This is a genomic window from uncultured Pseudoflavonifractor sp. (assembly GCF_944387805.1).
Classification (GTDB): domain Bacteria; phylum Bacillota; class Clostridia; order Oscillospirales; family Oscillospiraceae; genus Pseudoflavonifractor.
On record NZ_CALXGI010000016.1, the window covers coordinates 18,729 to 42,733 of the forward strand.

The 24,005-nt window shown below is 64.5% G+C and carries 21 protein-coding genes and 3 tRNA genes; 11 read left to right on the forward strand and 13 right to left on the reverse strand.

The genetic code is table 11. The features are described 5' to 3' along the window. The first annotated feature begins 4 nt into the window (after window positions 1-4). The 6 genes from larB to Q0K06_RS06255 are packed head-to-tail and all read left to right on the forward strand — an operon-like array spanning window position 5 to window position 5,672. Complete coding sequence (gene larB / locus Q0K06_RS06230; protein WP_294550019.1) at window positions 5-799, forward strand: nickel pincer cofactor biosynthesis protein LarB; 795 nt, start codon at window positions 5-7, stop codon at window positions 797-799. After that, window positions 796-2,157 carry a nickel pincer cofactor biosynthesis protein LarC gene (gene larC, locus Q0K06_RS06235; RefSeq protein ID WP_294550022.1) on the forward strand — a complete coding sequence of 454 codons (1,362 nt, stop codon included), beginning with the start codon at window positions 796-798 and terminating at the stop codon, window positions 2,155-2,157. Before larB ends, larC begins: the two co-directional genes overlap by 4 nt. Next, window positions 2,150-2,677 (forward strand): FmdE family protein, encoded by a 528-nt coding sequence (locus Q0K06_RS06240; protein WP_294550025.1) that lies wholly within the window; start codon window positions 2,150-2,152, stop codon window positions 2,675-2,677. Before larC ends, Q0K06_RS06240 begins: the two co-directional genes overlap by 8 nt. A 52-nt stretch (window positions 2,678-2,729) precedes the next feature. Continuing rightward, window positions 2,730-3,851, forward strand: coding sequence for an ABC transporter substrate-binding protein (locus Q0K06_RS06245; protein ID WP_294550028.1), 1,122 nt, complete (start codon window positions 2,730-2,732; stop codon window positions 3,849-3,851). Continuing rightward, a complete protein-coding gene (locus Q0K06_RS06250) occupies window positions 3,844-4,920 on the forward strand; it encodes an iron ABC transporter permease (protein ID WP_294550030.1) in 1,077 nt (358 codons plus the stop codon). The genes Q0K06_RS06245 and Q0K06_RS06250 overlap by 8 nt, the downstream gene beginning before the upstream one ends. Then, window positions 4,917-5,672: an ABC transporter ATP-binding protein gene (locus Q0K06_RS06255; RefSeq protein ID WP_294550033.1), complete on the forward strand. Its 756-nt coding sequence runs from the start codon at window positions 4,917-4,919 to the stop codon at window positions 5,670-5,672. Before Q0K06_RS06250 ends, Q0K06_RS06255 begins: the two co-directional genes overlap by 4 nt. Before the next feature lie 51 nt (window positions 5,673-5,723). Here the strand turns inward: Q0K06_RS06255 and Q0K06_RS06260 are convergent, their stop codons facing one another. The 13 genes from Q0K06_RS06260 to Q0K06_RS06320 all read right to left on the reverse strand — a co-directional run bounded on the left by Q0K06_RS06260 (window position 5,724) and on the right by Q0K06_RS06320 (window position 19,607). After that, on the reverse strand, window positions 5,724-6,440 hold the full coding sequence (locus Q0K06_RS06260) for a Bax inhibitor-1/YccA family protein (protein WP_294550036.1): 717 nt from the start codon (window positions 6,438-6,440) through the stop codon (window positions 5,724-5,726). A 378-nt stretch (window positions 6,441-6,818) separates the two neighbouring features. Beyond that, window positions 6,819-6,894 (reverse strand) — tRNA-Val (locus tag Q0K06_RS06265). Between the two features lie 37 nt (window positions 6,895-6,931). Then, window positions 6,932-7,006 (reverse strand) — tRNA-Glu (locus Q0K06_RS06270). A 38-nt stretch (window positions 7,007-7,044) separates the two neighbouring features. Beyond that, window positions 7,045-7,121: transfer RNA gene (locus Q0K06_RS06275), tRNA-Met, on the reverse strand. 100 nt (window positions 7,122-7,221) lie between these two features. Next, window positions 7,222-7,911 (reverse strand): VanR-ABDEGLN family response regulator transcription factor, encoded by a 690-nt coding sequence (vanR, locus tag Q0K06_RS06280; protein WP_294550039.1) that lies wholly within the window; start codon window positions 7,909-7,911, stop codon window positions 7,222-7,224. Between the two features lie 95 nt (window positions 7,912-8,006). Next, complete coding sequence (locus Q0K06_RS06285) at window positions 8,007-8,795, reverse strand: hypothetical protein (protein WP_294550041.1); 789 nt, start codon at window positions 8,793-8,795, stop codon at window positions 8,007-8,009. Window positions 8,796-8,814: 19 nt separating this feature from the next. Next, window positions 8,815-9,045 carry a phage-shock protein gene (locus tag Q0K06_RS06290; RefSeq protein WP_294550043.1) on the reverse strand — a complete coding sequence of 77 codons (231 nt, stop codon included), beginning with the start codon at window positions 9,043-9,045 and terminating at the stop codon, window positions 8,815-8,817. Window positions 9,046-9,177: 132 nt separating this feature from the next. After that, window positions 9,178-12,885, reverse strand: coding sequence for a phosphoribosylformylglycinamidine synthase (locus Q0K06_RS06295; protein ID WP_294550047.1), 3,708 nt, complete (start codon window positions 12,883-12,885; stop codon window positions 9,178-9,180). An 81-nt stretch (window positions 12,886-12,966) separates the two neighbouring features. Then, a complete protein-coding gene (locus Q0K06_RS06300; RefSeq protein WP_294550049.1) occupies window positions 12,967-14,526 on the reverse strand; it encodes a peptide ABC transporter substrate-binding protein in 1,560 nt (519 codons plus the stop codon). Continuing rightward, on the reverse strand, window positions 14,523-14,843 hold the full coding sequence (locus Q0K06_RS06305) for a hypothetical protein (protein ID WP_294550051.1): 321 nt from the start codon (window positions 14,841-14,843) through the stop codon (window positions 14,523-14,525). The genes Q0K06_RS06300 and Q0K06_RS06305 overlap by 4 nt, the downstream gene beginning before the upstream one ends. A 25-nt stretch (window positions 14,844-14,868) precedes the next feature. Next, window positions 14,869-15,678, reverse strand: coding sequence for a peptidoglycan editing factor PgeF (gene pgeF / locus Q0K06_RS06310; RefSeq protein ID WP_294550053.1), 810 nt, complete (start codon window positions 15,676-15,678; stop codon window positions 14,869-14,871). 377 nt (window positions 15,679-16,055) lie between these two features. Continuing rightward, window positions 16,056-18,815: a preprotein translocase subunit SecA gene (gene secA / locus Q0K06_RS06315; RefSeq protein WP_294550055.1), complete on the reverse strand. Its 2,760-nt coding sequence runs from the start codon at window positions 18,813-18,815 to the stop codon at window positions 16,056-16,058. A gap of 255 nt (window positions 18,816-19,070) precedes the next feature. Further along, a complete protein-coding gene (locus tag Q0K06_RS06320) occupies window positions 19,071-19,607 on the reverse strand; it encodes a DUF2284 domain-containing protein (RefSeq protein WP_294550058.1) in 537 nt (178 codons plus the stop codon). A gap of 211 nt (window positions 19,608-19,818) precedes the next feature. Here Q0K06_RS06320 and Q0K06_RS06325 point away from each other — a divergent pair, with 211 nt between their 5' ends. Genes Q0K06_RS06325 through Q0K06_RS06345 form a run of 5 tightly spaced genes read left to right on the forward strand, consistent with a single transcriptional unit; the run spans window position 19,819 to window position 24,005 of the window. Continuing rightward, the gene (locus Q0K06_RS06325) at window positions 19,819-20,694 is read left to right on the forward strand and encodes a DUF3298 domain-containing protein (protein WP_294550061.1); all 876 of its coding nucleotides are present in this window, start codon (window positions 19,819-19,821) and stop codon (window positions 20,692-20,694) included. Window positions 20,695-20,718: 24 nt separating this feature from the next. Further along, complete coding sequence (gene rlmD / locus Q0K06_RS06330) at window positions 20,719-22,077, forward strand: 23S rRNA (uracil(1939)-C(5))-methyltransferase RlmD (protein WP_294550064.1); 1,359 nt, start codon at window positions 20,719-20,721, stop codon at window positions 22,075-22,077. A gap of 2 nt (window positions 22,078-22,079) precedes the next feature. After that, complete coding sequence (locus tag Q0K06_RS06335) at window positions 22,080-22,619, forward strand: GNAT family N-acetyltransferase (protein ID WP_294550067.1); 540 nt, start codon at window positions 22,080-22,082, stop codon at window positions 22,617-22,619. A gap of 18 nt (window positions 22,620-22,637) precedes the next feature. After that, window positions 22,638-23,336: a LytTR family DNA-binding domain-containing protein gene (locus Q0K06_RS06340; RefSeq protein ID WP_294550072.1), complete on the forward strand. Its 699-nt coding sequence runs from the start codon at window positions 22,638-22,640 to the stop codon at window positions 23,334-23,336. A 6-nt stretch (window positions 23,337-23,342) separates the two neighbouring features. Next, window positions 23,343-24,005, forward strand: coding sequence for an ATP-binding protein (locus tag Q0K06_RS06345; RefSeq protein WP_294550076.1), 663 nt, complete (start codon window positions 23,343-23,345; stop codon window positions 24,003-24,005).

Genomic DNA, 24,005 nt, shown 5'->3' on the forward strand with positions numbered 1-24,005 from the left:
AAATATGGACAACAAGCGGGATATTCTCTCTCTGCTCCGGTCGGTGGCGGCCGGGGAGTCCACCCCCGAGGACGCCCTGCTGGAGCTGAAGCTGTCCCCCTTTGAGGATTTGGGCTACGCCAAGGTGGATTACCACCGGTCGGTGCGCCAGGGCAACGCGGAGGTCATCTACGGCGCGGGCAAGACGCCGGAGCAGATTGTCGGCATTGTGGCCGCCATGCACAAGCGGGGCTGCGGCAACATTCTCATCACCCGCATCGGTCTGGAGGCCGCGGAGATGGTGAGCCGGACGGCGGAGCTGGACTATCACCCTGAAGCCAAGCTGGCGGTGGCCTGGCCCCGGCCGGACACCCCTTCCCTAGGCCACATCGTGGTGGCCACCGGGGGCACCAGCGACCTGCCGGTGGCCGAGGAGGCCGCCCTCACCGCCGAGGCCATGGGCAACCATGTCACCCGGCTGTACGACGTGGGCGTGGCGGGGCTCCACCGGCTGCTGTCCAAGCTGGACGTGCTCATGTCCGCCCGGTGCGTGGTGGCGGTGGCTGGCATGGAGGGCGCTCTTGCCAGCGTGGTGGGCGGTCTGGTGGACTGCCCGGTCATCGCCGTGCCCACCAGCGTGGGGTACGGCGCCTCCTTCCACGGCCTGTCCGCCCTGCTGTCCATGCTCAACTCCTGCGCCTCCGGCTCCGCCGTGGTCAATATCGACAACGGCTTCGGCGCCGGGTATCTGGCCAGCATGATCAATCAGATGGAGGGTCTGCCCTCCCAAGACCAACACAAGGAGGCTTCCCAGCCGTGAAAATTCTGTACCTGGAGTGCAACATGGGCGCGGCGGGCGACATGCTCATGTCCGCCCTCTACGAGCTGCTGCCCGACAAGGCGGCCTTTGTCAGCACCATGAATTCCCTGGGCCTGCCCGGGGTCACCCTGACCCCTCTGTCCGCCAAGACCTGCGGCATTGCGGGCACCCGGATGGAGGTGACCGTGGGCGGCCAGGAGGAGGAGTCCCACGACGTGCCAATGGCCGCCGCTGAGGGGCACATCCACGTCCACCCCCACGACCATGAGCATCATCACCACGACCACTGTCATCCGGAGAACCCCCACTGTCCCGGCCATGACCACTGCCACGAGCACCACCATGACCACCATGAGCATGACCACGGCCATCACCACCATCACCACCATCACCACGCCTCCCCCGGCCACATCGCTTCTCTTATCAGCGGCCTGCCCCTGCCCGGGGAGGTGAAGGCCCACGCCCAGGCGGTATACGACGCCATCGCCGCCGCCGAGGCCAAGGCCCACGGCTGCCCGGTAGACCAGGTCCACTTCCACGAGGTGGGGGCCCTGGACGCGGTGGCCGACGTGGTGGGCGTGTGCTACGCCATGTATCTGCTCTCCCCCGACAAAATTGTGGCCTCCCCCGTTCACGTGGGCAGCGGCTTTGTCCGGTGCGCCCACGGAGTGGTGCCGGTGCCCGCTCCCGCCACCGCCTTCCTGCTGGAGGGCGTGCCCTCCTATGGCGGCGAGGTGAAGGGTGAGCTGTGCACTCCCACCGGGGCCGCTCTAGTGGCCCACTTCGCAAAGGAATTTGGACCCATTCCCGTCATGGCCACCCGCGGCGTGGGCTACGGCGTGGGCAAGAAGGAGTTTGAACGGGCCAACTGCGTCCGGGCCTTTTGGGGTGAGACGGCGGACGCCGCCAACGGCGAGATTGCCGAGCTGGTGTGCAACGTGGACGACATGACCCCCGAGGCCCTGTCCTACGCCTGCGCCCGGCTGCTGGAGGAGGGGGCTCTGGACGTGTACGCCACCCCCGGCGTGATGAAAAAGGGCCGTCCCGGCCATGTGATCACGGTGCTGTGTGACCCGGCCCGTGAGGAGCAGCTGGCCAGGGCCGTGCTGCGGGAGACTGCCACCAACGGCCTGCGGGCCCGTCGGTGGGACAAGTATTTCCTCACCCCCGGCCGGGAGACGGCAGAGACCCCCTTCGGTCCCATCCGCATCAAGACAGCCCAGGGCTGGGGCATTTCCCACCGCAAGCCGGAGTATGACGACGTGGCCGCTGCGGCCCGCCGGGCAGGGGTTCCCTTCGCCCAGGTGTGGGAGGCGGCCCTGACTGGAAGGAAAAAGGAGGATTCTTCCCATGAATGAGGCTCTCTGGAACAAATGCGCGGAATTTCACGGCCACAAGTGCCCCGGTCTGGCCACCGGCTTCCGGGTGGCCACCGAGGCCATGGCCAAGCTGGGGCTGGACGCCCCCGAGGCTGACGAGGAGCTGGTGTGCGTCACGGAGAACGACACCTGCGCCGTGGACGCGGTACAGGTGATCACCGGCTGCACTATGGGCAAGGGCAATCTCATTTACCGGGGCACCGGCAAGATGGTCTTTACCTTCTACCGCCGCAAGAGCGGCAAGGGCCTGCGGGTGGCGGTAAAGCCCGGGGACCGTACCATGGACCGGCCCGCCCGGCAGAACTGGCTCCTCACCGCCCCGGTGGAGGAGGTGCTCTCCTTCTCCCGGCCCACCCGGCCCGTCCCCGAGAAGGCCCGCATCTTCGGCAACGTGACCTGCGCCCGGTGCGGAGAGACCATCCCCGAGCACAAGGCCCGGCTTCACCAGGGTGAGCTGCTCTGTCTGGACTGCTTCCAGCCCTACGACCGCGGGTGGTAAACAGCTTTTTCACCACCTTTCCCCTTCCAACCCCATATAAAGGAGTTTTCCCATGAAAAAGCAACCCCGTCTCCCCGCTCTGCTGCTCTCCCTGCTGCTTCTGGCCGGATGTGCCGCCGCGCCCGCCGGCTCCTCCCCCGCTCCGTCCACGCCGCCGGAGCAGACCGCTGAGGCCAGCGGCACCCGCACCATCACCGACGCCGCCGGGCGCCAGGTGGAAATTCCCGAGACCGTGTCCTCTGTGGTGTGCGTGGGAGTGTGCACCCTGCGGTACACCACCTACCTCCAGGCCCAGGACCTGGCGGTAGGGGTGGAGCAGGACGAGGTGGACGCCCCCATCACCAAACCCTTCAGCTACTTCAATCAGGACCTGTTCGCCTCCCTGCCCGTCACCGGCAGCAACGGCGAGACCTATGATGAGGAGATTTTAAAGGTCAATCCCGACGTGATTGTGGCCAACACCGACGCAGACAGCGCCCAGGCCCTCCAGGACAGGACGGGCATCCCCGTGGTGGTGGTGCCTCTCAATGAGGGCATGTTTGACGGAAACGTGTTCCAGATTCTCTCCATCCTGGGGGAGGTATACCACAGGGAGGACCGGGCAGAGGAGCTCTCGGACTACCTGAAGGGCATCCAGGCCGACCTGGCGGAGCGCACCGCCGGGGTGGCCGACGGGGACAAGCCCACGGTGTACGTCTCCGGCGTGTCCTTCAAGGGCTCCCACGGCTTTGAGGGCACCGAGGCGGGGTACGCCCCCCTGGCGGCTCTCAACGGGGTAAATCTGGCGGACACCACCGGCCAAACCGGCGCCTTCAGCCTGGACCCGGAGCAGGTGCTCGCCTGGGACCCGGACGTGATTTTTGTGGACTTCAACGGCCTGCCCCTCATCAGCGAGGACTACGCCTCCAACCCGGACTTCTACAACAGCCTCACCGCTGTGAAGGAAGGCCGTGTATACAGCCAGATCTCCTTCCGGTACAGCGCCACCAACACCGAGCTGGCTCTGGCCGACGCCTACTACATGGGCAAGGTGCTCTACCCGGAGGAATTTGCCGACGTGGACGTTGCCGCCAAGTTTGACGAGATCTTTGAGACCATGCTGGGGGTGGAGGACGCCTATGCCCAGTACCAGGCGGCGGGCTATGAATTCAAGGAGATGACCCTGGGTGGGTAAGGGCGCGGACGCGGTGCGCCTGAGCGCGCCGGAGGCCTACTCCCGCCACCGGGCCAGGAATATGGGCGTCCTGCTGGCCCTGTGCGGGGTGCTGCTCCTGGCGGCCCTGCTGTCTCTCCGGGCCGGGTCCTACAACACGCCGGTGCTGGAGCTCATCAGGGGCATTGCAGGCAGGGCGGAGGACAACAGCGTCAACATTGTGGTGCGCAACATGCGCCTGCCCCGGATCTGCACCGCCATTCTGGGCGGCGCCGGGCTTGGCGTGGCCGGCGTGGTGCTCCAGTCGGTGCTGCGCAACCCCCTGGCCTCCTCCAGCACCCTGGGCATCTCCCAGGGCGCCGGATTTGGCGCCGCCTTCGCCATCATCGTGCTGGGCGCCGGGCTCCAGGCCGGGGGCGGCGTCACCTTCTCCAACCCGGCCCTCATCGGCCTGTGTGCCTTCGCCGGCAGCATGGCCGTGTCGGTGCTCATTCTGGCCCTGTCCCGCCTGGGGCAGATCACTCCTGAGGCCATGGTGCTCTCCGGCGTGGCCCTCAGCTCCCTGTTCTCCGGGGCCACCACTTTATTGCAGTACTTTGCCGACGAGGTGCAGCTGACCTCTCTGGTGTTCTGGACCTTCGGCGACCTGGGCCGCACCGGCTGGGATGAGGTGGGCATTATGGCGGCGGTGGTGTCCGCCGCGGGGCTCTATTTCTTCTTCAACCGCTGGAACTACAACGCCCTGGAGAGCGGCGAGCAGACTGCCGTCAGCCTGGGCGTCAACGTGAGCCGCCTGCGGATTGTCAACGTGCTCATCTGCTCGGTGGTGGCGGCGGTGGTGGTGTCCTACGTGGGCATCATCAACTTCATCGGCCTGGTGGCCCCCCACATTGTCCGCCGTTTCCTGGGCAACAACTACTGCTATCTCATCCCCGGCTCCGCCCTCATGGGGGCCGTGCTGCTACTGCTGGGGGACCTGGTGGCCCGGAACGTGGTGGCCCCGGTGGTGCTGCCCATCGGCGCCATCACCTCCTTCCTGGGGGCTCCCCTGTTCCTCTACCTGCTGTTCAAAGGACGGAACCGCTCATGATGACTGTGGAACATCTGAATTTCTCCTACCGTTGCGGCCGGCAAATCCTCCATGACGTGTCCTTTGAGGCCCGCAGCGGGGAGTGTCTGGCCATTCTGGGCAACAACGGCGCAGGCAAGAGCACCCTGCTCAAGTGCTTCAGCCATATTTTAAAGCCCCAGTCCGGTTCGGTACGGGTGGACGGGGCCGAGCTGCTCACCATGTCCCACGGGGAGATGGCCCGGAACGTGGCCTTTGTGGCCCAGAATCCCCCGGCCAGCCATTTGACGGTGTACGACATGGTTCTGCTGGGCCGCAAGCCCTACATGAAGTGGGGGGCCACGGCGGAGGACTACCGCCTGGTGGACGGGATGCTGTCCGCCCTGGGCCTGGAGGACATGGCCGTCCGGCCCATGGACCGGCTGTCCGGCGGCGAGCAGCAGAAGATCATGCTGGCCCGGGCCCTGGTGCAGCAGCCCAGGGTGCTGCTGCTGGACGAGCCCACCAGCAGCCTGGACCTGCACAACCAGTATGAGGTGCTCTCCCTGGTGCAGAAGCTGTGCCGGGCCCAGGATATCGCCGCCGTCATGGTTATCCACGACCTGAACCTGGCCCTGCGGTACTGCGACCGCTTTCTCCTGCTCCACGGCGGCCGGGTCCACGCCTTCGGAGACGCGTCGGTGGTCAGTACAGAGAACATCCGGGACGTGTACCGCATCAGCGCCCGGGTCTGCCGGGTGGACGGCATCCCGGTCGTAGTGCCGGTGTGCTGAATACGCAAAAATGCCCCTGCGCCCATGGGCGCAGGGGTATTTTTTGTCTTGTCAGTTCCTCCGCCGGCCCAGGAAGCGGAGCAGATAGAGGAACAGGTTGATGAAGTCCAGATAGAGCTGGAGGGCGGCAAAGACGGAGGCCTTGGCCGCCATCTGGGGATCGTGGCCGTAGTAGGCGTGGAGGGCCTTGATCTTCTGGGTGTCATAGGCGGTGAAGCCCAGGAACACGGCGATGCCGATGAGGCAGTAGATCCGGTCCAGGGCCTGAAGTCCGGGAATGAACAGGGAGATAAGGCCGAAGATCACCAGGAAGATGAGCCCGCCCATCAGCACGGTGCGGATGCGGGACAGGTCGGCTTTGGTGGCATAGCCAAAGGCGGCCATGGCGCCGAAGTACAGGGCGGTGACGCCGAATACCAGCACCAGGCTGGCCACGTCAAAGAGAATGAAATAGACCGAGAAGGTCACGCCGGTGAGGGCGGCATAGGCAAAAAACAGGAGCCGGGCCGCCGGGACGGACAGTTTGTTGACCCGGGCTGCCAGCACCACCACCACCACGATCTGGGCGATGGCCAGGCCGATATAGGTGAAGGAGTTGAACAGGAGCCGGAGGCTGAAGCCGGTGACATATCCGGCCAGCGCCACGGCGAAGGTGACGGCCAGACCGGCAAACATCCATAGGAAGGTGCGGGCGGTGTACCGGCCCACGGTCTCCACCATGCCGTAGCCGCCGCAGCCCTCCTGAGTATAGTAGTTGTTTTCGTACACGGAGCATTCTCCTCTCCCCGCGGGAAAATTTCTCCCTGCACGGCGCTCTGCCGCCGGGAGAGCACGGGATTCTGCTGTTAGTATACACGGTTTTCCGGCAAAAGAAAAGTGCCATTGGGGAAAATCTGTCCTCTGTGTCAGCCGCCGCCCCCCAATGTCTTTGGGATATTCTGCGGCCGCTCAAAGATTACCCGGAAAAAATTAAGAAATGCATATAAAATCGCCAGGAATCTTTCAGTTCCATGTGCTTTTATGGTAGAAATGGCAAAGTTCAAATCTGCGGCCCGACCCGTTGGCGGCGTTCGTCCTCCAAACAGATTCATTCCCCTGATTTCGGCAAAACAAAAACAGCCACGCCGTTTGGCGTGACTGTTCTTGTGGTGGAGACAACAGAACTCGAATCTGTGACCTTCCGCGTGTGAGGCGGACGCTCTACCAGCTGAGCTATGCCTCCATATCTGGTATGTCCGGTCATGCCCCATAAAAGGGGTTGGTGACCCGGACGGGAATCGAACCCGTGTTACCGCCGTGAAAGGGCGGTGTCTTAGCCGCTTGACCACCGGGCCGTCTGCACAGGACAGAAAACCATCCTGTTAGATTTTTATGGTAGCGGCACCTGGATTCGAACCGGGGACACTGCGGGTATGAACCGCATGCTCTAGCCAACTGAGCTATGCCGCCATGCAACCCCGTCGAACAGGGCAAGAGTTATTATATCCGACAGTCCCCAGTTTGTCAACGTTTTTTTCAAATTTTCTCTCAAAAATTTTTCAGGCTGCCTTCACTCGATTTTATACCCCACGCCCCACACGGTTTTGATGAACCGGGGATTGCGGCTCGGCTCCCCCATCTTCTCCCGCAGGCGGCGGATGTGGACCATAACAGTATTGTTCCGATCCAGGTACTTCTCTCCCCACACGGTCTCAAACAGCTTCTCTGCGGAGATGACCTGCCCCCGGTTCTCACAGAGCATCCACAGGATATCAAACTCCAGAGGCGTCAGGTTCAGGGGCTTGTCGTACAGGGTGCACTCGTGGGTGGAGCGGTTGATGACCAGACCGTTGAAGTCAATGATATCCCCCACAGGGCGGTCGCTCTCGTTGTAGTGGGTGTACCGCCGCAGCTGGGCCTTCACCCGGGCCACCAGCTCCAGAGGGTTGAAGGGCTTGGTCATGTAGTCGTCTGCGCCGATGGTCAATCCGGTGATCTTGTCCATGTCCTCGGTGCGGGCGGTGAGCATGAGAACGGGAAAGTGGTGCTCCCGGCGAATTTCTCCGCAGAGGGTAAAGCCGGAAATATCGGGCAGCATCACATCCAGAATGGCCAGATCCAGCCGCTCCCGGCCGACGTACTGGAGGGCGTCGGCGCCGGTGCCGCACTTGAACACGGTAAAGCCCTCGCTTTTGAGGTAGACCTCCACCAGATCGGCAATCTCTGGCTCGTCATCCACCACCAGAATATTTGCGTTCAATGCGTCCACCCCCATCGGCACACATTATAGCCGCATGGGGGCGGAGAAGTCAAGGCGATAGCGGAAACGTAAGAAAACCTTCAGGAAAACGGCGCTCAGCCGCCGGCAGCGGCGCCATCCTCCCCGCTGCCGTCCAGCGCTGCGGCGTGCAGTTTGTCCCCGTAGGCCGCTGCAAGCTGGGCCGCCATGGTGGGCACGCCGCTGTCCGGCTCCACCGCGTCCGGGTCGGTGTGCATGCTGCCGCAGATGGCCATGACGGACGCGCCGTCCAGGCTGTCGTAGGCGGCGCAGAAGTTCTCGTACATGGTGTTTTCCCGGTACGCCTCGCCCTCTGGCCCCATGTTTCCGTAGTAGGTCTCCCCCTGGCTGATACAGGCCTCTGCGGCCCGGTATGCGGCGCTGTCCGCTTCCCCGGCGTCCCGCAGCGTGTCCAGGTAGCGCGCCCCCGTGGTGTCGGACTGGTGCCCCACGTCAATGCCGTGAAACACCGTCTCGGGACAGGTCTCTTTGATAGCCTGGTAGAACGACTTTATGTCCGGGTTATGGGAGAGGGTTCCGTTCCAGTCGTCATAGACGGCGTCCAGAATGGCGTCGTCCTCCGCCGTCATCCACTGGTTCAGGAAGTCCGCCGTGTACCAGGGCAGTTCTACAAAGAGATGGCGCATTCCCTGGGCGTAATAGTCCTGCCAGAGCTCCAGCTCCTTGTCCAGGATGGCGGGGACGCCGTGAGTCTCGCCGTAGAGGTAGATGTGCCCGGGCTGGGCCGTCTCCGCCGGCAGGTCGGGCACCACGATTTCCCGCTCCTGTCCGCAGGCGGCCAGGGACAGCATAAGCGCCAGGGACAGCAGCACCCCGGCCGCCCGCTTGACTCTCAGGTTTCTCACGCTGCTTTCTCCTTCAGGCTCAGAAAATCCAGCGGATAAGTCCGGAGAGGAGAAAGGCCACCACGGCGGGCATGAAGTTCTCCCAGCGCATGGGCTTCTCAGTCAGGGCTTTCACCAGCAGCACCACGCCGGCCAGAGCCAGGGCCCAGGGCGCCAGAGCCAGGATAATCATCACAGGCACGCTGAGAATGCTCAGCACCAGCGCCAGCAGAATAACGGCCACAAAACAGCCCACAATCAGTGTCACCATACAGGATGCCTCCTTTGTTTTGTTGATGGAATTGTACCACCACAGGGTTAAATCCTCCATATGGGAAGGATTAAAAAACACTAAAAAAACAGGGAGAGCCGCGCTGCGGCTCTCCCTGCCGGGAAGTTGGGTTTACTTGAAGTACTCCGCGCCGCTCTCAAAGAGGGGCTGGTGCTTGTCGCCGGGAATGTTGCGGGCGACCCAGGGACCGCGGCGCTCGCTGTGGCCCATCTTGCCGAAGACCCGGCCGTCGGGGGAGAAGATGCCCTCCACCGCCTCCATGGAGCCGTTGGGGTTGACGGTGATGTCCATGGAGGGAACACCGGCGGCGTCCACGTACTGGGTGGCCACCTGGCCTTTGGCGATGAGGTCCTTCAGCAGGCCCTCGGGGGCCACGAAGCGGCCCTCGCCGTGGGAGACGGGGATGGCGTGGAGGTCGCCCACCCGGCTCTTGAGCATCCAGGGGGAGTTGACGCTGGCCACCCGGGTGGTGACATACCGGCTCTGGTGGCGGCCGATAAGGTTATAGGTCAGAGTGGGGCAGGTATCGTCCATGGGACGGATCTCGCCGTAGGGCACCAGACCCAGCTTGATGAGGGCCTGGAAGCCGTTGCAGATGCCCAGCATCAGTCCGTCCCGGTGCTTGAGCAGGTCGTGGACTGCGTCGGTGATGGGGCCGCTGCGGAAGAAGGAGGCAATGAACTTGCCCGATCCGTCGGGCTCGTCGCCGCCGGAGAAGCCGCCGGGCACCACGATCATCTGGCTGCGGCGGATGGCCGCCTCCAGGGCCTGGGCGGACTCCCGGAGCTGAGCGGTGCCGCCGTTGCGCACCACCAGGATCTCCGGCTCAATGCCCGCCCGGAGGCAGGCGGCGGCGGTGTCGTATTCGCAGTTGGTGCCGGGGAACACGGGGATAACCGCCCGGGGCCGGGCCGTCTTGTGGGCGCACACCGCGGGGGACCGGCCGGTCCAGGAGATGGTCTCCACCTTGCCGGGCGCTCCGGCCCGGGTGGGGTACACCTCCTCCAGCACGCCCTCGCTGATGGAGAGCAGCTGGTCCACGGTGACGGATTCGCCGCCCAGGACAATCATCGCGGTGTCGGTGGTATGTCCCACCAGCACGCCGCCGGGCACCGGGCCGTCGCACTCGGCCAGAATGGCGCCGCACATGCCGGTGTAGAACAGGCTGCTCTCAGCAGAGGGATCGGCCTTAAAGCCCACCCGGTTGCCGAAGGACATCTTCATAATGCCCTCGGCCAGGCCGCCGCTGCCAACAGCCCAGGCGGAGCATACTCTGCCCGCCCGGCAAAGATCGTGGAAGGTCTCCCATGTTTTTTTCAGGCTGTCGTAGTCGTCATAGGCCACGCTCTGGAACAGGTAGACCGGGTGTCCGCCCGCCTTGAACTCGGGGGAGATGACCTCTCCTGCCCTGGCGGGGGCGATGGCAAAGGAGACCAGAGTGGGCGGCACATCCAGGTCCAGGAAGGAGCCGGACATGGAGTCCTTGCCGCCGATGGCGGCCACGCCCAGCCTCAGCTGGGCCCGCAGGGCGCCCAGCAGGGCCTGGAAGGGCTTGCCCCATCGCTCAGGGTCAGTGCGCAGCTTCTCAAAGTATTCCTGGAAGGTGAGATAGGCCTTTGTGTAATCGCAGCCGGAGGCCACCAGCCGGGCCAGGGACTCCACCACGGAGGCCTGGGCGCCGCTGAAGGGGTCCCGTTCCATCCGGTCGGGGTCAAAGCCCCAGGCCATAACGGAGCAGGTGTCGGTCTCGTGGCCGGGGCCCACAGGCAGCAGGGCGGCCATGGCCTGGGCGGGGCTGGTCTGGCCCGCGCCGCCGAAGGGCATGAGCACGCTGCCCGCGCCGATGGAGCCGTCGAACCGCTCGCCCAGGCCGCGCTGGGTGGCCAGATCCAGCTCGCCGGCCAGCTGGCGCAGGCGGGAGGGCCGCAGCTCATTCACATGGGCCCTGCGGGCGGGGACGGCGACGGTAATGTGCTTGTCCGCGCCGTTGGAGGACAGGAAGGCCCGGGACAGGCTGGCCACGGTCTGGCCGTTCCAGGTCATGACCATGCGGGGGTCCTCGGTGACGGTGGCCACCTGATAGGCCTCCAGGTTCTCGCTCTCAGCGGCGGCGATGAAGGCGGCGGCGTCCTCGGGGGCCACCACCACGGCCATGCGCTCCTGGCTCTCGGAGATGGCCAGCTCAGTGCCGTCCAGGCCGTCGTACTTCTTGCGCACCGCGTCCAGGCTGATGGACAGGCCGTCGGCCAGCTCGCCGATGGCCACGCTGACGCCGCCTGCGCCGAAGTCGTTGCAGCGCTTGATGAGGCGGGTCACCTCGCCCCGGCGGAAGAGCCGCTGGATCTTCCGCTCCTCGGGGGCGTTGCCCTTCTGGACCTCGCTGGCCATGGTGTCCAGGCTCTCCAGGTTGTGGCTCTTGGAGGAGCCGGTGGCGCCGCCGATGCCGTCACGGCCGGTGCGGCCGCCCAGCAGGATGACCACGTCGCCGGGAGCGGGACACTGCCGTACCACATGCTCTGCCGGGGCGGCGGCCACCACAGCGCCCAGCTCCATGTGCTTGGCCACATAGCCGGGGTGGTAGATTTCGGACACCTGGCCGGTGGCCAGGCCAATCTGGTTGCCGTAGGAGGAGTAGCCGGCGGCGGCGGTCTGGGCAATCTTGCGCTGAGACAGCTTGCCGCTCAGGGTCTTGTCCAGGGGGGTCCGGGGGTCGCCGCAGCCGGTGATGCGCATGGCCTGGTACACATAGGCACGGCCGGACAGGGGGTCCCGGATGGCGCCGCCGATGCAGGTGGCCGCGCCGCCGAAGGGCTCAATCTCAGTGGGGTGATTGTGGGTCTCGTTCTTGAACATGAGGAGCCAGTCCTCCTCCTGTCCGTCCACTGTGGCGGTGACATGGACCGAGCAGGCGTTGATCTCCTCGCTCTCGTCCAGGCCGGTGAGCACGCCCCGCTTCTTGAGCACCTTGGCGCCCAGGGTGGCCATGTCCATCAGAGTCTGGGGCCGTACGGCGGCCTTCTCAGGGCCGTAGACCTCCTCCCGGGCGGCCAGGTACTCCTGATAGGCCTGGGCCACCTCTTCGTCCAGAATCTCGGCGCTGTCAATGTGGGTGCCAAAGGTGGTGTGGCGGCAGTGGTCGGACCAGTAAGTGTCCACCACCCGCAGCTCGGTGACGGTGGGGTCCCGCTTCTCCTCGTCACGGAAATAGGCCTGCATGAACTTCAGGTCGTTCAGGTCCATGGCCAGGCCGTAGTCGCCCAGCATGGCGTTCAGGGCGGTGTCGTCCATAGCGGTGAAGCCGCCGATGGTCTTGACGGCGGGGGGCACGGGGTAATCCTGGGCCAGGGTGGCGGGCTTTTCCATGGCCGCCTCCCGGCACTCCACCGGGTTGATGAGGTAGCCCTTAATCCGCTTCAGATCTCTCTCAGTCAGTTCCCCCATGAGGACGTAGACCTTGGCGCAGGCCACCCGGGGCCGCTCGCCGCCGGTGAGGAGCTGGATGCACTGCTGGGCCGAGTCGGCCCGCTGGTCGTACTGGCCGGGCAGGGCCTCCACCGCCAGAATGGTGCACACGCCGCCGGGGGCAGGCATGTCCTCTTCGTAAAACGTGTCGCACTGGGGCTCGGAGAACACCGTGTCCCGGGCGGCCTGCCAGGCGGCGGCGTCCAGTCCGTCCACGTCGTACCGGTTAAGGATGCGCACGCCGGTGAGAGCGGAAATACCCAGCTGCTCCCGCAGCTCCCGCATGACTCCCATGGCCTCCACGTCAAATCCGGGCCGCTTCTCCACATAGCAGCGGAAGACCTGTTCCATCTTCATTCCTCCAACAAATCAATTCTCTCTGGTTCTCTGATTTCTGATTCTCTATGTTCAATGCCCTGCGGGCAGTGAATCCTCTGGTTATCCCATCTTCCAGCCGGTCAGTCCGTAGAAAACGTTCTGCTGGGTGGGAGAGAGGCCGGTCAGGCTGCCCCAGTGGGTGAGCACAGACCAGTTTTTAAAGCAGATGGGGGTAAAGGGCGCCGTCTCGGCCAGGCGGGCGTACAGGGCGGAGGCCGCTGTCTCCCGCTGCCCCTCCCCTGCCGCCCGGAAGGCGGCCAGCAGAGTCTGGGCGTCAGCGTCGCTGTATCCGCCGTAATTCAGCGTCCCCTCCGGGGCGATGAGGGCGGTCAGGTCAAAGTCGCCGGTGAGCTTTACCTCCCCCAGGTACAAATCAAATTCCCCTGCCGCCAGGGCGGCCACATAGTCCTCCCAGGCCAGCTTGTCCAGCTGTACCGCCACCCCCAGCTTCTCAAGCCCCTGTGCCAGGTACTCCGCGGCGGAGACCTTGTAGGTGTTGTCCGTGTTGACGATAAAGCGAAGGCTCAGATTCTGCCAGCCGTTGGTGCGCAGGCCGTCCGCCCCCAGGCTCCACCCTGCCTCCTCCAGCAGCTGCTCCGCCGTCTGGGGGGCGTACTCCAGGGTTCCGGCCAGGGCCTCGTCGTACAGAGGACTCACCGGGGACACGGGGAGGGCCGCCGCCCGGGCGTGCTGGGACAGAATGGACTTGGTCACCGCCGAGCGCTCGTAGCCGTAGGACAGGGCCCTGCGCAGCGTCTGGCCGGCGCAGGGGCCGGAGGCGGTGTTGTAGCCTATGTAGAGCATCACCGACGTGGCGTAGTCCCAAACCTCATAGGTGCCCGAGTAGCCCAGGGCGTTGGAGCCGGTGATATCCAGGGCGACCATGGAGATATCCTGGGTGTCAAAGGCGTGGATCATGCCGTCGGCCTCCCGCACATCGTAGAGCGGGATGTGCTCCAGGGGCACCTCCTCCCCTCTCCACCAGCCGGTTCTGGCCTCCAGGGCCAGGCTGTCTCCTTCACCGGTGAGGACATAGGGCCCGGTGCCCAGCGGGGTGCCCCCGGTCTCCCTGACAATGGGGATGTCCAGCAGGGCGGGCAGGGCGCCGTTGGGGGCGGTCAGGGTAATCACCACCGTGTTCCCCTCCCCCGCCGCGATGCCGGCCACGCCGGAAAAGCGCCCGGCGTAGGGGGTGTTCTCCCCCATGGCCAGCTGGAGGGAGTACACCACATCAGAGGCGGTCAGCAGGCTGCCGTCGGAGAAGGTAATCCCCTCCCGCAGGGTAAAGGTCCAGATAAGCCCGGTCTCATCGGTCAGGGCCGAAGCGCACAGCACCGGCGACGGGGTAAAGCTCTGGTCCAGCTCATAGAGCCCCTCGTACATCAGGGGAGCCAGGGTCAGGTTGGTCCGGTTGCCGCCGGTGATGGGGTGGAAGGACTCAGCGGCGTAGCAGGGCAACACAAACTCCCGCTGCTCGATCTGAGGCTGGGTCTGTTCCGCCGTCTGGACGGGCGCAGGGGTGGTGGGGACGGGGGTCTCCTCCGCCGTCTCCGGGGCGCAGGCGGCGCAGCAGAGCAGCAGGGCCCCGCTCAGCAGCAGGGCAGGCAGGCGGGCCCTCACAGGAAGGTGAAGGAGGCGTCCCGGGGCAGGGCCAGCCCGCTCTCCGCCTCGGCGCATTTCAGGATGCCCGCCACCACCGGGCAGGCGGCGTGGCCCGGAAAGTGGGCACGGGCGTAGTCATACAGGGGCCCCTCCCCCGGCTTCTTCAGGCACAGCTCATAGCTGTCGAAGGTATCCCCCAGGTCCTCCAGCATCTTTTGCACGCTCTTGCAGCCGGAGGCCACCTTCAGCTTTACAGTGCCCTCGTCCTCGTCAAAATTGGCCTCCACTACGGCGGTAAACCCGCACACGCCCGGCTCAATCTTCAGTTTCTTCATGGTGCGCTCCCCCCGTTCTTATCTGTCAGTCCGTCAGGGCGATGGCCGCCCCCTGGCTGCCCCGCTCCCCCCTGGTCACCCGGTGGGACCAGTATTTTTCGTGGAGGCAGGCGGTGCAGTCGGGGGACACGGCGATGTGGTCCTCCGTCAGCCCCTGCCGGAGCAGGCGGTAGACGTTAATGCCCTTCAAATCCACCCGGAACTTGCCGCCTGGCCAGGGGTCAATGAACTTCAGCGCTCCGGCGCCCAGGGCGGCGGTCATGGCGTTGGGCACATCCTCCCCGGTCTCAAAGCAGCAGCGGGAGATGCCCGGGCCGATGGCGGCCCGAATGTCCTCGCTGCGGCAGCCGTACAGGTCCCGCATCTTTTCGCAGGCCCGCTCCACAATGCCGTTGGCAGTGCCGCGCCATCCGGCGTGGACGGCAGAGACCACCCGGCGCACCGGGTCGTGGAGGAGAATGGGCAGGCAGTCGGCGGAAAACACCACCAGACACAGCCCGGGCACATCGGTGATAAGGCCGTCGGCCTCATAGTCCGGCTTCCGCCTCAGGCCGGAGCCCCCGTCGGCGGCGGTGCACACCCGCACCGTGTCCCCGTGGACCTGGCTGGAGAACACCACTTTGTCCACATCCGCGCCGATAGCGGCGCAGAAACGGCGGTAATTCTCCTCCACGGCCCGCCGGTCGTCCCCCCGGTTTACGCCCAGGTTCAGGGAGGCGTAGATACCCTGGGACACGCCGCCCAGCCGGGTGGAAAAGCCGTGGACCACGCCGGGGCCCATATCGGCGCCCTGTCCGAAGGTGACGCCGTTTACCGTTTTCTCTGTAACGTTCATATACTCCCCTCTAAAAGCACGCCCAATTTCCTTTTGTGTTCCCAAAGCAGAGTCAGCCGGGTCAAGTGCAGATTCATTCATTAAGGTCATAAAGGTCATAATGGTATTTTTTACTATTGTAATCAAGCATAACACAAGACTCTGAACAAATCCATCGTGTTCACGCTGCCGTTCCTACTCTGCGGCCGGGAAAGCAGAGTAGGAACCGGGGCTAAAAGAAAAGTGAAAAATGAAAGGAAAAACCAAAAGGCGGTCCCGGAGGGGGAAGGAATCTCCCCCCTCCGGAGGTTTTCAGCCCTTATTACGTTTCACTTTCCATTTTTCACTGCTGCCGGGCCCCGCCCGGGTGCGTCGGTTATTGGGAATTCCCGAACTGCTTACTGCTGGTCGGGATGGTACTCCTTGCAGGTGCACTTCTTCCACTTCAGGCCGCTGCCGCAGGGGCAGGGGTCGTTGCGGCCGATTTTGATCACTTTCTTGGCGGGCTGCTTCTTCACGGTGCCGTCGTCGGCGCCGCTCTCGCCGGTGACCTTGGCCACCCGCTCACGCTTGACCTCGCCGCCCACCTTAACCCGGGCCAGGAACAGGCGGCGCACCGTCTCCTCCTGAATGGCGGCGATCATGTTCTCAAACATCTCGTAGCCTTCCCGCTTGTACTCCACAACGGGGTCGTGCTGGCCGTAGCCCCGCAGGCCGATGCCTTGGCGCAGCTCGGTCATGGCGTCGATCTCGTCCATCCAGTACTCGTCCACCACGCGGAGCATGACCACCCGCTCCAGCTCGCGCATGAGGGGCTCGCCCAGCTCCTGCTCCTTGCGGGCGTAGAGGTCCCGTGCCTTGCCCAGCACCAGCTCCACCAGCTCATCGGCGGTGTAGCCCTCCAGCTCCTTGTCGGTAAGCTTGAGCTCCTCGGGGTGGAGGAACACGCCCCGGAAGGGGGCCACCGCCTCCCGGAACTGCTCGGCGTTCATGTGCTTCTGCTCGCCCATGTGGCCGTGGATTGCGTTGGAGACCACGGTGTGCATCATGTTCTGGACAGCCTCCTTGAGGTTGTCCCCGTCCAGCACCCTGCGGCGCTGTTCGTAGATGACCTTGCGCTGGGTGTTCATCACGTCGTCGTACTCCAGCACCGTCTTACGGGTCTGGAAGTTCTTGGACTCCACCCGCTTCTGGGCGGACTCAATGGCGTTGGTGAGCATCTTCTGCTCGATGGGAGTGTCCTCGTCCACGCCCAGGGTCTCCATCATGCTCATCACCCGCTCGGAGCCGAACAGACGCATGATGTCGTCCTCCAGGGACAGGTAGAACCGGCTCTCGCCCGGGTCGCCCTGGCGGCCGGCGCGGCCCCGGAGCTGGTTGTCGATACGGCGGGACTCGTGGCGCTCGGTGCCCAGGATGAACAGGCCGCCGGCGGCGCGGACCTTCTCGGCCTCGCCCTTGATGGCCTCCTTGTACTTGGCCTCGGCCTCGGCGAACATCTTGCGGGCATTGAGGATCTCCTCATTGTCGGTCTCGGCGTAGCCGGTGGACTCGGCGATGAGCTCGTCGGACAGCCCGGCCTTGCGCAGGTCGTTCTTGGCCAGGAACTCGGCGTTGCCGCCCAGCATGATGTCGGTACCACGGCCGGCCATGTTGGTGGCCACGGTGACGGCCCCCAGCTTGCCGGCCTGGGCCACAATCTCGGCTTCCTTCTCGTGGAACTTGGCGTTGAGCACGTTGTGCTTGATGCCCTTGCGGCGGAGCATCTCGCTGAGCTCCTCAGACTTCTCGATGGACACGGTGCCCACCAGCACGGGCTGGCCCTTGGCGTGGCACTCCTCAATCTGCTTGACCACGGCCCGGAGCTTGCCCGCCTCAGTCTTGTAGACCACATCGTGGTGGTCGATGCGGGCCAGGGGCCTGTTGGTGGGAATTTCCACGATGTCCAGCTCGTAGATCTCGTTGAACTCGTCCTCCTCGGTCATGGCGGTGCCCGTCATGCCGGAGAGCTTGTCGTAGAGGCGGAAGTAGTTCTGGAAGGTAATGGTGGCCAGGGTCTTGGACTCGCGGGCCACCTGGACCTTCTCTTTGGCCTCGATAGCCTGGTGCAGGCCCTCGGAGTACCGGCGGCCGTACATCAGGCGGCCGGTGAACTCGTCCACGATGATGACCTCGCCGTCCTTGACCACATAGTCCTTGTCCCGGCGCATCAGGCCCCAGGCCCGGATGGCCTGGTTGATGTGGTGGGAGAGGGTGGTGTTCTCCGGGTCGGCCAGGTTCTCGATGTTGAAAGCCTTCTCCGCCTTCTCGATGCCCCGGGCGGTGAGGGTGACGGTGCGGGCCTTTTCATCCACCACATAGTCGGCGTCGATGTTGGGGTCCTCCTCCTCCTTCTCATCCACACTGGCCACCTTCTTGGCCTTCAGGCGGGAGACAAAGGAGTCCACAATCTGGTAGAGCTGGGTGGACTGGTCGCCCTGACCGGAGATAATCAGGGGGGTACGGGCCTCGTCGATGAGGATGGAGTCCACCTCATCCACGATGGCGAAGGCATGGCCCCGCTGGACCATCTCCTGCTTGTAGATGGCCATGTTGTCCCGCAGGTAGTCAAAACCAAACTCGTTGTTGGTGCCGTAGGTGATGTCGGCGGCATAGGCGGCGTGGCGCTGAGCGGGGGTCACCTCGTGGATGACCAGGCCCACGGTCAGGCCCAGGAAGCGGTAGAGCTTGCCCATCCACTCGCTGTCGCGCTTGGCCAGGTAGTCGTTGACCGTCACGATGTGGACGCCCTCTCCGGTGAGGGCGTTGAGGTAGGCGGGCAGGGTGGCCACCAGGGTCTTGCCCTCGCCGGTCTTCATCTCGGCGATGCGGCCCTGGTGGAGGACGATGCCGCCGATGAGCTGCACCCGGTAGGGCCGCATGCCCAGCACGCGCCAGGAGGCCTCCCGGCAGACTGCAAAGGCCTCGGGCAGGATGTCGTCGGTGGTCTCGCCGTTTTTCAGGCGGGTCTTAAACTCGTCGGTCTTAGCCCGGAGCTCCTCGTCGGTGAGGGCCTTGCAGGGCTCCTCCAGGGCCTCGATTTTCTTTACAAGGGGCTCGATCTCCTTGAGCTTCCGCTGGGAGCTGGTGCCGAAGATCTTCTTGAGCAGGTTACCCATTTCTCGTTCACCTTTCTTCCGTGCATTGACAAAGGCCCGGGCCAGACGGCTCCCGGCCGGAATTTCCTAAGTTAGCAGTATACCATAAACCACCCCAATAAAAAAGTAGAAATTATGAACAAACCAGAGGGCGGAAAAAGTGTTTTTGTCGCCCGCGGGCAGGTATTTCCACTGAAAAAAAGCGCGGTTTGGAAATCCTGTCCGCCGGCCTGCCGCAAAAAGCGCCCCCGCCCGTCCCGGGCGGGGGCGCGCTGCTCAGTCGATGAGCACGCAGGAGGTATAGGTCATGGTTCTGGGGCCGTAGTAGTACTTCATGCCCGACTGCTCGCAGACCCGGGAGACGAAAAGCCCGTAAGCCTCCATGGAGGGGATGGCCTTGTCCGGGAAGCGGCAGGGCGCGTCCGGGTAGGTGCAGGTCTTGCAGATGGAGCAGGCCCCCGAGGCCATGGGCAGACAGTCCGGCCAAATGGCCCGCAGCCGCTCCACCAGGCGGGAAAAGCGCTCCTTCTGCAGCCGCTCCAGCTCCTGCATGGTCTCCACGTCAAAGTCGTCCTCCAGCTCCCCGGTGGACTGGACCAGAATGCCCCGGCGGTACTGTCCCGCCCGGGCGGCCGTCTCCTCCAGCGTGCCGCAGGCAGGCGGGCAGGTCCAGCACCGGCCGTACATGCGGCACCGGTCTGCCGCGCACATCTCCCGTACCTCGGGCAGGAACTCCAGCGCCTCCATATTGACCGCCCCCGCCTGGGAAAAGCCGCAGTCCAGGGCCATGGTCACAATCTCCTCTGTTGTCAAGACGTTCTCCCCCTCTGTCCCCCGGAAGCCCGGGGGCGTTTTTTTCAGTATAACACCGGGCGGTCCCGGCGGAAAAGGGAAAAATGTGAGCTCTGTGGTGTTTTCGCCCGTTTCTTCCGCCGTTTTTTTCTTCCCCATTTACGCCGCTTTTCTTTGGTGGTACAATATATTCTGTATTGGTATCTGCATCTTTACCGGAAAAGGAGCTGCTATGAAACGCCGAATTTTCTCTCTGGCCGCCGGACTTCTGCTGGCGCTCTCTGCCTGCGCCCCAGCCTCCCCGCAGTCCTCCCAGGAGCTGATCTACCCCACATCCCACCCCTCGTCCGCTCCGTCCCCCACGGGGAGTCAGGTCCCCCGGCCCACGCCCGAGGTTTCCGCCGCCCCCGCCCCCACAGAGAGCCAGGCCGCCCAGGCGGAAGCGCCGGTGTGGGGCGTTCAGGAGAGCCAGTGCTCCCAGTCCGACGACGCGGACAAGGACGTGCTGCTGGTTCAGGGCAAGTTCTCGCTGCCCCTGATTGAGAACGCCGAGGGGGTGCCCGCCTACGAGGCCATCAACCAGTGGTATATGGACCTGTCCGCCGGCCTGCGGAGCGACACCCTGGCCAACGCCGGCCAGGCCGACGCGGACTATGCCCTGTCCAAGTCCATGGGGTACGCCTTCACCTACTACACCGATGAGGAGACCTACGAGATCACCCACCAGACCAGCCGGATGGTGAGCATTCTCCGCACCCACTACGGCCACACCGGCGGCACCTATCCCACCCTGCTCTACATGGCCGACCACTTTGACCTGACCACCGGCGAAGCGCTCGCCTTTGACGACTTCTTCACCGACCCGGACGCCGCCGCCGCCATCGCCCTGAAGGAGGTGCTCCGCCAGGCCGCCCAGGGGGACGCCAACGGCGTTACCTACGACACCGCCCTGGCTGAGAGCCTGTTCAAGCGGGAGAACTTCTACCTCACCGCCGACGCGGTGGTCTTTTTCTACCAGCCCCAGGACCTGGCCCCCAACGCCGCCGGCGCGCCCACCTTCCCGGTGGAGCGGAGCCTGTTCGGGGACCTGCTGGCCGACTGGGCCTGACAACTCTGACAATTTGGTGATACTATGCTCAACTGCAATATAAAGGTAAACGACGTGTGCCGCCTCATCATCGAGGGGTACACCGCCGACGGCACCGGCGTGGCCCGGCTGGACGGGATTGTGGTCTTTGTCCAGGGGGGCGTCCGGGGCGAGGAGTGCGACGTGCGCATCGAGAAGGTGGGCCGGAGCAACCTGTTCGGCCGGGTGGTGCGGGTGTTCCAGCCCTCCCCCGCCCGGATTATGCCCCAGTGCATCCACTACACCAAGTGCGGCGGCTGCCAGTTCCGGCACATGAACTACGCCGAGGAGCTGGAGGCCAAGCGCATCCGGGTGGAGGACTGCCTGCGGCGCATCGCCGGGCTGGATGTGACGGTGCCCGTCATCCACGGGGCAAAGGACACCCGCCGGTACCGCAACAAGGTCCAGTTCCCGGTTCAGCCCGGGCCGGAAGGCCCCCGGGTGGGTTTCTACCGCCAGCGGACCCACCAGGTCATCTCGGTGGAGGACTGCCTGCTCCAGCCGGAGACCGCCGCCCGGCTCCGGGCCGCCGCGGTGTCCTGGATGCAGTGGAACAACATCTCCGCCTACGATGAAACCACCGGTCGGGGGCTGGTGCGCCATATGTATGTCCGGGTGAACCGGGCGGGGCAGTCCCTGTTCTGCCTGCTGGTCAACGGCAAGTCGGTGCCCCAGGAGGAGGCCCTGGTCCGGGCCCTGCGGAACGTGGAGCCGGGGCTGGTTGGCGTGGTGCTGGGTGTCAACGAGAAGAAGAATAACGTCATTCTGGGCGACTCCTACCGCACCCTCTGGGGCCAGGATTGGCTGGAAGACACCCTGTGCGGCTTTACCTTCCGGCTGTCGGTGCCCTCCTTCTACCAGGTCAACGCCAATCAGGCGGAGGTGCTCTACGGCCGTGCCCTGGACTTTGCCGGTCTCACCGGCAGGGAGACCGTGCTGGACTTGTACTGCGGCATCGGCACCATCAGCCTGGTGATGGCCCGGCAGGCGGGCAAGGTGTTCGGCGCCGAGGTGGTTCCCCAGGCGGTGGAGGACGCCAAGGGAAATGCCCTGCGCAACGGGGTGAACAACGCCGAGTTTCTCTGCGGCGACGCGGGCGAGGCCGCCCGCACTTTGGCTGCCCGGGGTGTGAAGCCTGACGTGGTGTGCGTGGACCCGCCCCGGAAGGGCCTGGCCGAGGACGTGGTGGACACCATTGCCGCCATGGCCCCGGAGCGGATTGTGTACGTCTCCTGTGACCCGGCCACCCTGGCCCGGGATGTGAAGCGCTTTGCCGCCCTGGGCTATGCCCTCCGCAAAGCCGAGGCGGTGGACATGTTCCCCCGCACCGCCCATGTGGAGAGCGTGGTTCTGCTCACCAAATAATTATGATTTTTCTCGAGACTTCCCGTCTGACGCTCCGTACCGTAACATCGGAGGACGCCGCCGCCATTTACACCTGGCGCTCTGACCCCCGCTGCGCCCGGTATCAGCGGGGTCAGGTCACGGAATATGTGGAGATTGCCGCTCTGGTGGAAAAACACAGGGACGACGTTTTTTCCGTGGACGCCCCCTTTATGGCCGTGATGGCCCTCAGGAGCACCGGCGAGCCGGTGGGCGAGATTGTGGTGATGCCCCAGGACGGCGCCATCTCCCTGGGCTTTACCGTCTCGCCCCTGTACCAGCGGCAGGGCTACGCCTTTGAGGCCCTGACCGCCCTCATGGATCTGCTCCACGCCCGGTTCCCCCAATGGGAATTTCTCTGCTTCACCGACCCGGAGAACACCCCCAGCATGGAGCTGCTGACCAGGCTGGGCTGCCGTGACCTGGGCTATGTGCCCGCCATGGACTCCCGGGTGTTTGGAAAGTGGATTACCGGGCAGACGGAAGCGGAAATTGCCCGGGCGGCGGGAGCGCCGCCCGGATAACCGGAGGACAGCGGAACGATGAACTATAAGATTGCCATTTGTGACGATTCGGCGGCGGACCGGCAGTACCTGTCCACCCTGGCGGGCCGGTGGGCGGCGGACAGGGGACACACCCTTCAGACCGCTCTTTTCGCCTCCGCTGAGGAATTTCTCTTTCACTACGCCGAGGAGAAGGACTACGACATCCTGCTCCTGGACATTGAGATGGGGGCCATGGACGGCGTGACCATGGCCCGAACCCTGCGCCGGGACAATGAGACGGTCCAGATTATCTTTGTCACCGGCTACTCCGACTACATCGCCGAGGGCTACGACGTGGCCGCCCTCCACTATCTGATGAAGCCCGTCCGGGAGGACAAGCTGTTCTCCGTGCTGGACCGGGCGGCGGAAAAGCTCTCCCGGAACGAAAAGATCCTGAACTTCGAGGCGGGCGGCGAGATGATGCGGGTGCCCGTCTATCAAATCAAGTACGCCGACGTGTCGGGCAACTATGTGACCATCCACGCCGCCGGGGAAATCACCGTGAAGATGACCCTGGGGGAGCTGGAGCGGCAGCTGGACAGCCGCTTCTACCGGGCGGGCCGGTCGGTCATTGTGAACCTGACCCGGATCAGCCGGGTGACCAGAACGGAGATCCGGCTCAGCGACGGCACCGCCATCCCCCTGCCCCGGGGGGCATATGAGGGCGTAAACCGGGCCATTATCAATCTGAGGTGATTGGGCATGGGGTTCTTTTCCAGGCGGATTGACCGGCAGATCGCCTCCTACCAGCAGGAGCTGGTGGAGACCCACTACCGGGAAGTGGACAATATGTACCGGCAGATCCGGGGCTGGCGGCACGACTACCGCAACCACATCCAGACCATGAAGGCCTATGCGGCCGCGGAGGACTGGGAGGCCATCAGGCGGTACCTGGACCTGCTGGACCAGGACCTGACCACGGTGGACACGGTCATCAAGACCGGCAACCCCATGGCCGACGCCATCCTCAACTCCAAGATCTCCCTGGCCCGCTCCAAGGGCATCCAGGTGGTGGCGGACGCCTGTATCCCGGTGAAGCTGAAGTCGTCGGAGATTGACCTGTGCTGCATTCTGGGCAACCTCTTTGACAACGCCATTGAGGCCAGCCTCCAGCTGCCGGAGGAACAGCGGCTCATCCGGGTGTACATGGACATGAAGAACACCCAGCTCTACATCTCCTTCACCAATTTCACCGCCGGGAAGAAGCTGCGCAAGGTGGGGCGCCTGTTCCGCACCACCAAGGGCGAGGGCCACGGCTTCGGGCTGGTGCGCATCGACGCCATTGTGGAGCGGCTGGGCGGGTACATCAGCCGCAACAGCGAGGACGGCGCCTTTACCACTGAGATTCTGCTCCCCCAGGCGTGA

Excerpts from the sequence above, each read along its gene's own strand:
- Q0K06_RS06240 (WP_294550025.1), top strand. The coding sequence starts at position 2,150 with ATGAATGAGGCTCTCTGGAACAAATGCGCGGAATTTCACGGCCACAAG.
- Q0K06_RS06340 (WP_294550072.1), top strand. The coding sequence starts at position 22,638 with ATGAACTATAAGATTGCCATTTGTGACGATTCGGCGGCGGACCGGCAG.
- Q0K06_RS06305 (WP_294550051.1), bottom strand. The coding sequence starts at position 14,843 with ATGAAGAAACTGAAGATTGAGCCGGGCGTGTGCGGGTTTACCGCCGTA.
- Q0K06_RS06245 (WP_294550028.1), top strand. The coding sequence starts at position 2,730 with ATGAAAAAGCAACCCCGTCTCCCCGCTCTGCTGCTCTCCCTGCTGCTT.
- Q0K06_RS06325 (WP_294550061.1), top strand. The coding sequence starts at position 19,819 with ATGAAACGCCGAATTTTCTCTCTGGCCGCCGGACTTCTGCTGGCGCTC.
- larB (WP_294550019.1), top strand. The coding sequence starts at position 5 with ATGGACAACAAGCGGGATATTCTCTCTCTGCTCCGGTCGGTGGCGGCC.
- Q0K06_RS06335 (WP_294550067.1), top strand. The coding sequence starts at position 22,080 with ATGATTTTTCTCGAGACTTCCCGTCTGACGCTCCGTACCGTAACATCG.
- Q0K06_RS06255 (WP_294550033.1), top strand. The coding sequence starts at position 4,917 with ATGATGACTGTGGAACATCTGAATTTCTCCTACCGTTGCGGCCGGCAA.
- pgeF (WP_294550053.1), bottom strand. The coding sequence starts at position 15,678 with ATGAACGTTACAGAGAAAACGGTAAACGGCGTCACCTTCGGACAGGGC.
- rlmD (WP_294550064.1), top strand. The coding sequence starts at position 20,719 with ATGCTCAACTGCAATATAAAGGTAAACGACGTGTGCCGCCTCATCATC.
- Q0K06_RS06290 (WP_294550043.1), bottom strand. The coding sequence starts at position 9,045 with ATGGTGACACTGATTGTGGGCTGTTTTGTGGCCGTTATTCTGCTGGCG.
- secA (WP_294550055.1), bottom strand. The coding sequence starts at position 18,815 with ATGGGTAACCTGCTCAAGAAGATCTTCGGCACCAGCTCCCAGCGGAAG.
- Q0K06_RS06295 (WP_294550047.1), bottom strand. The coding sequence starts at position 12,885 with ATGAAGATGGAACAGGTCTTCCGCTGCTATGTGGAGAAGCGGCCCGGA.
- Q0K06_RS06345 (WP_294550076.1), top strand. The coding sequence starts at position 23,343 with ATGGGGTTCTTTTCCAGGCGGATTGACCGGCAGATCGCCTCCTACCAG.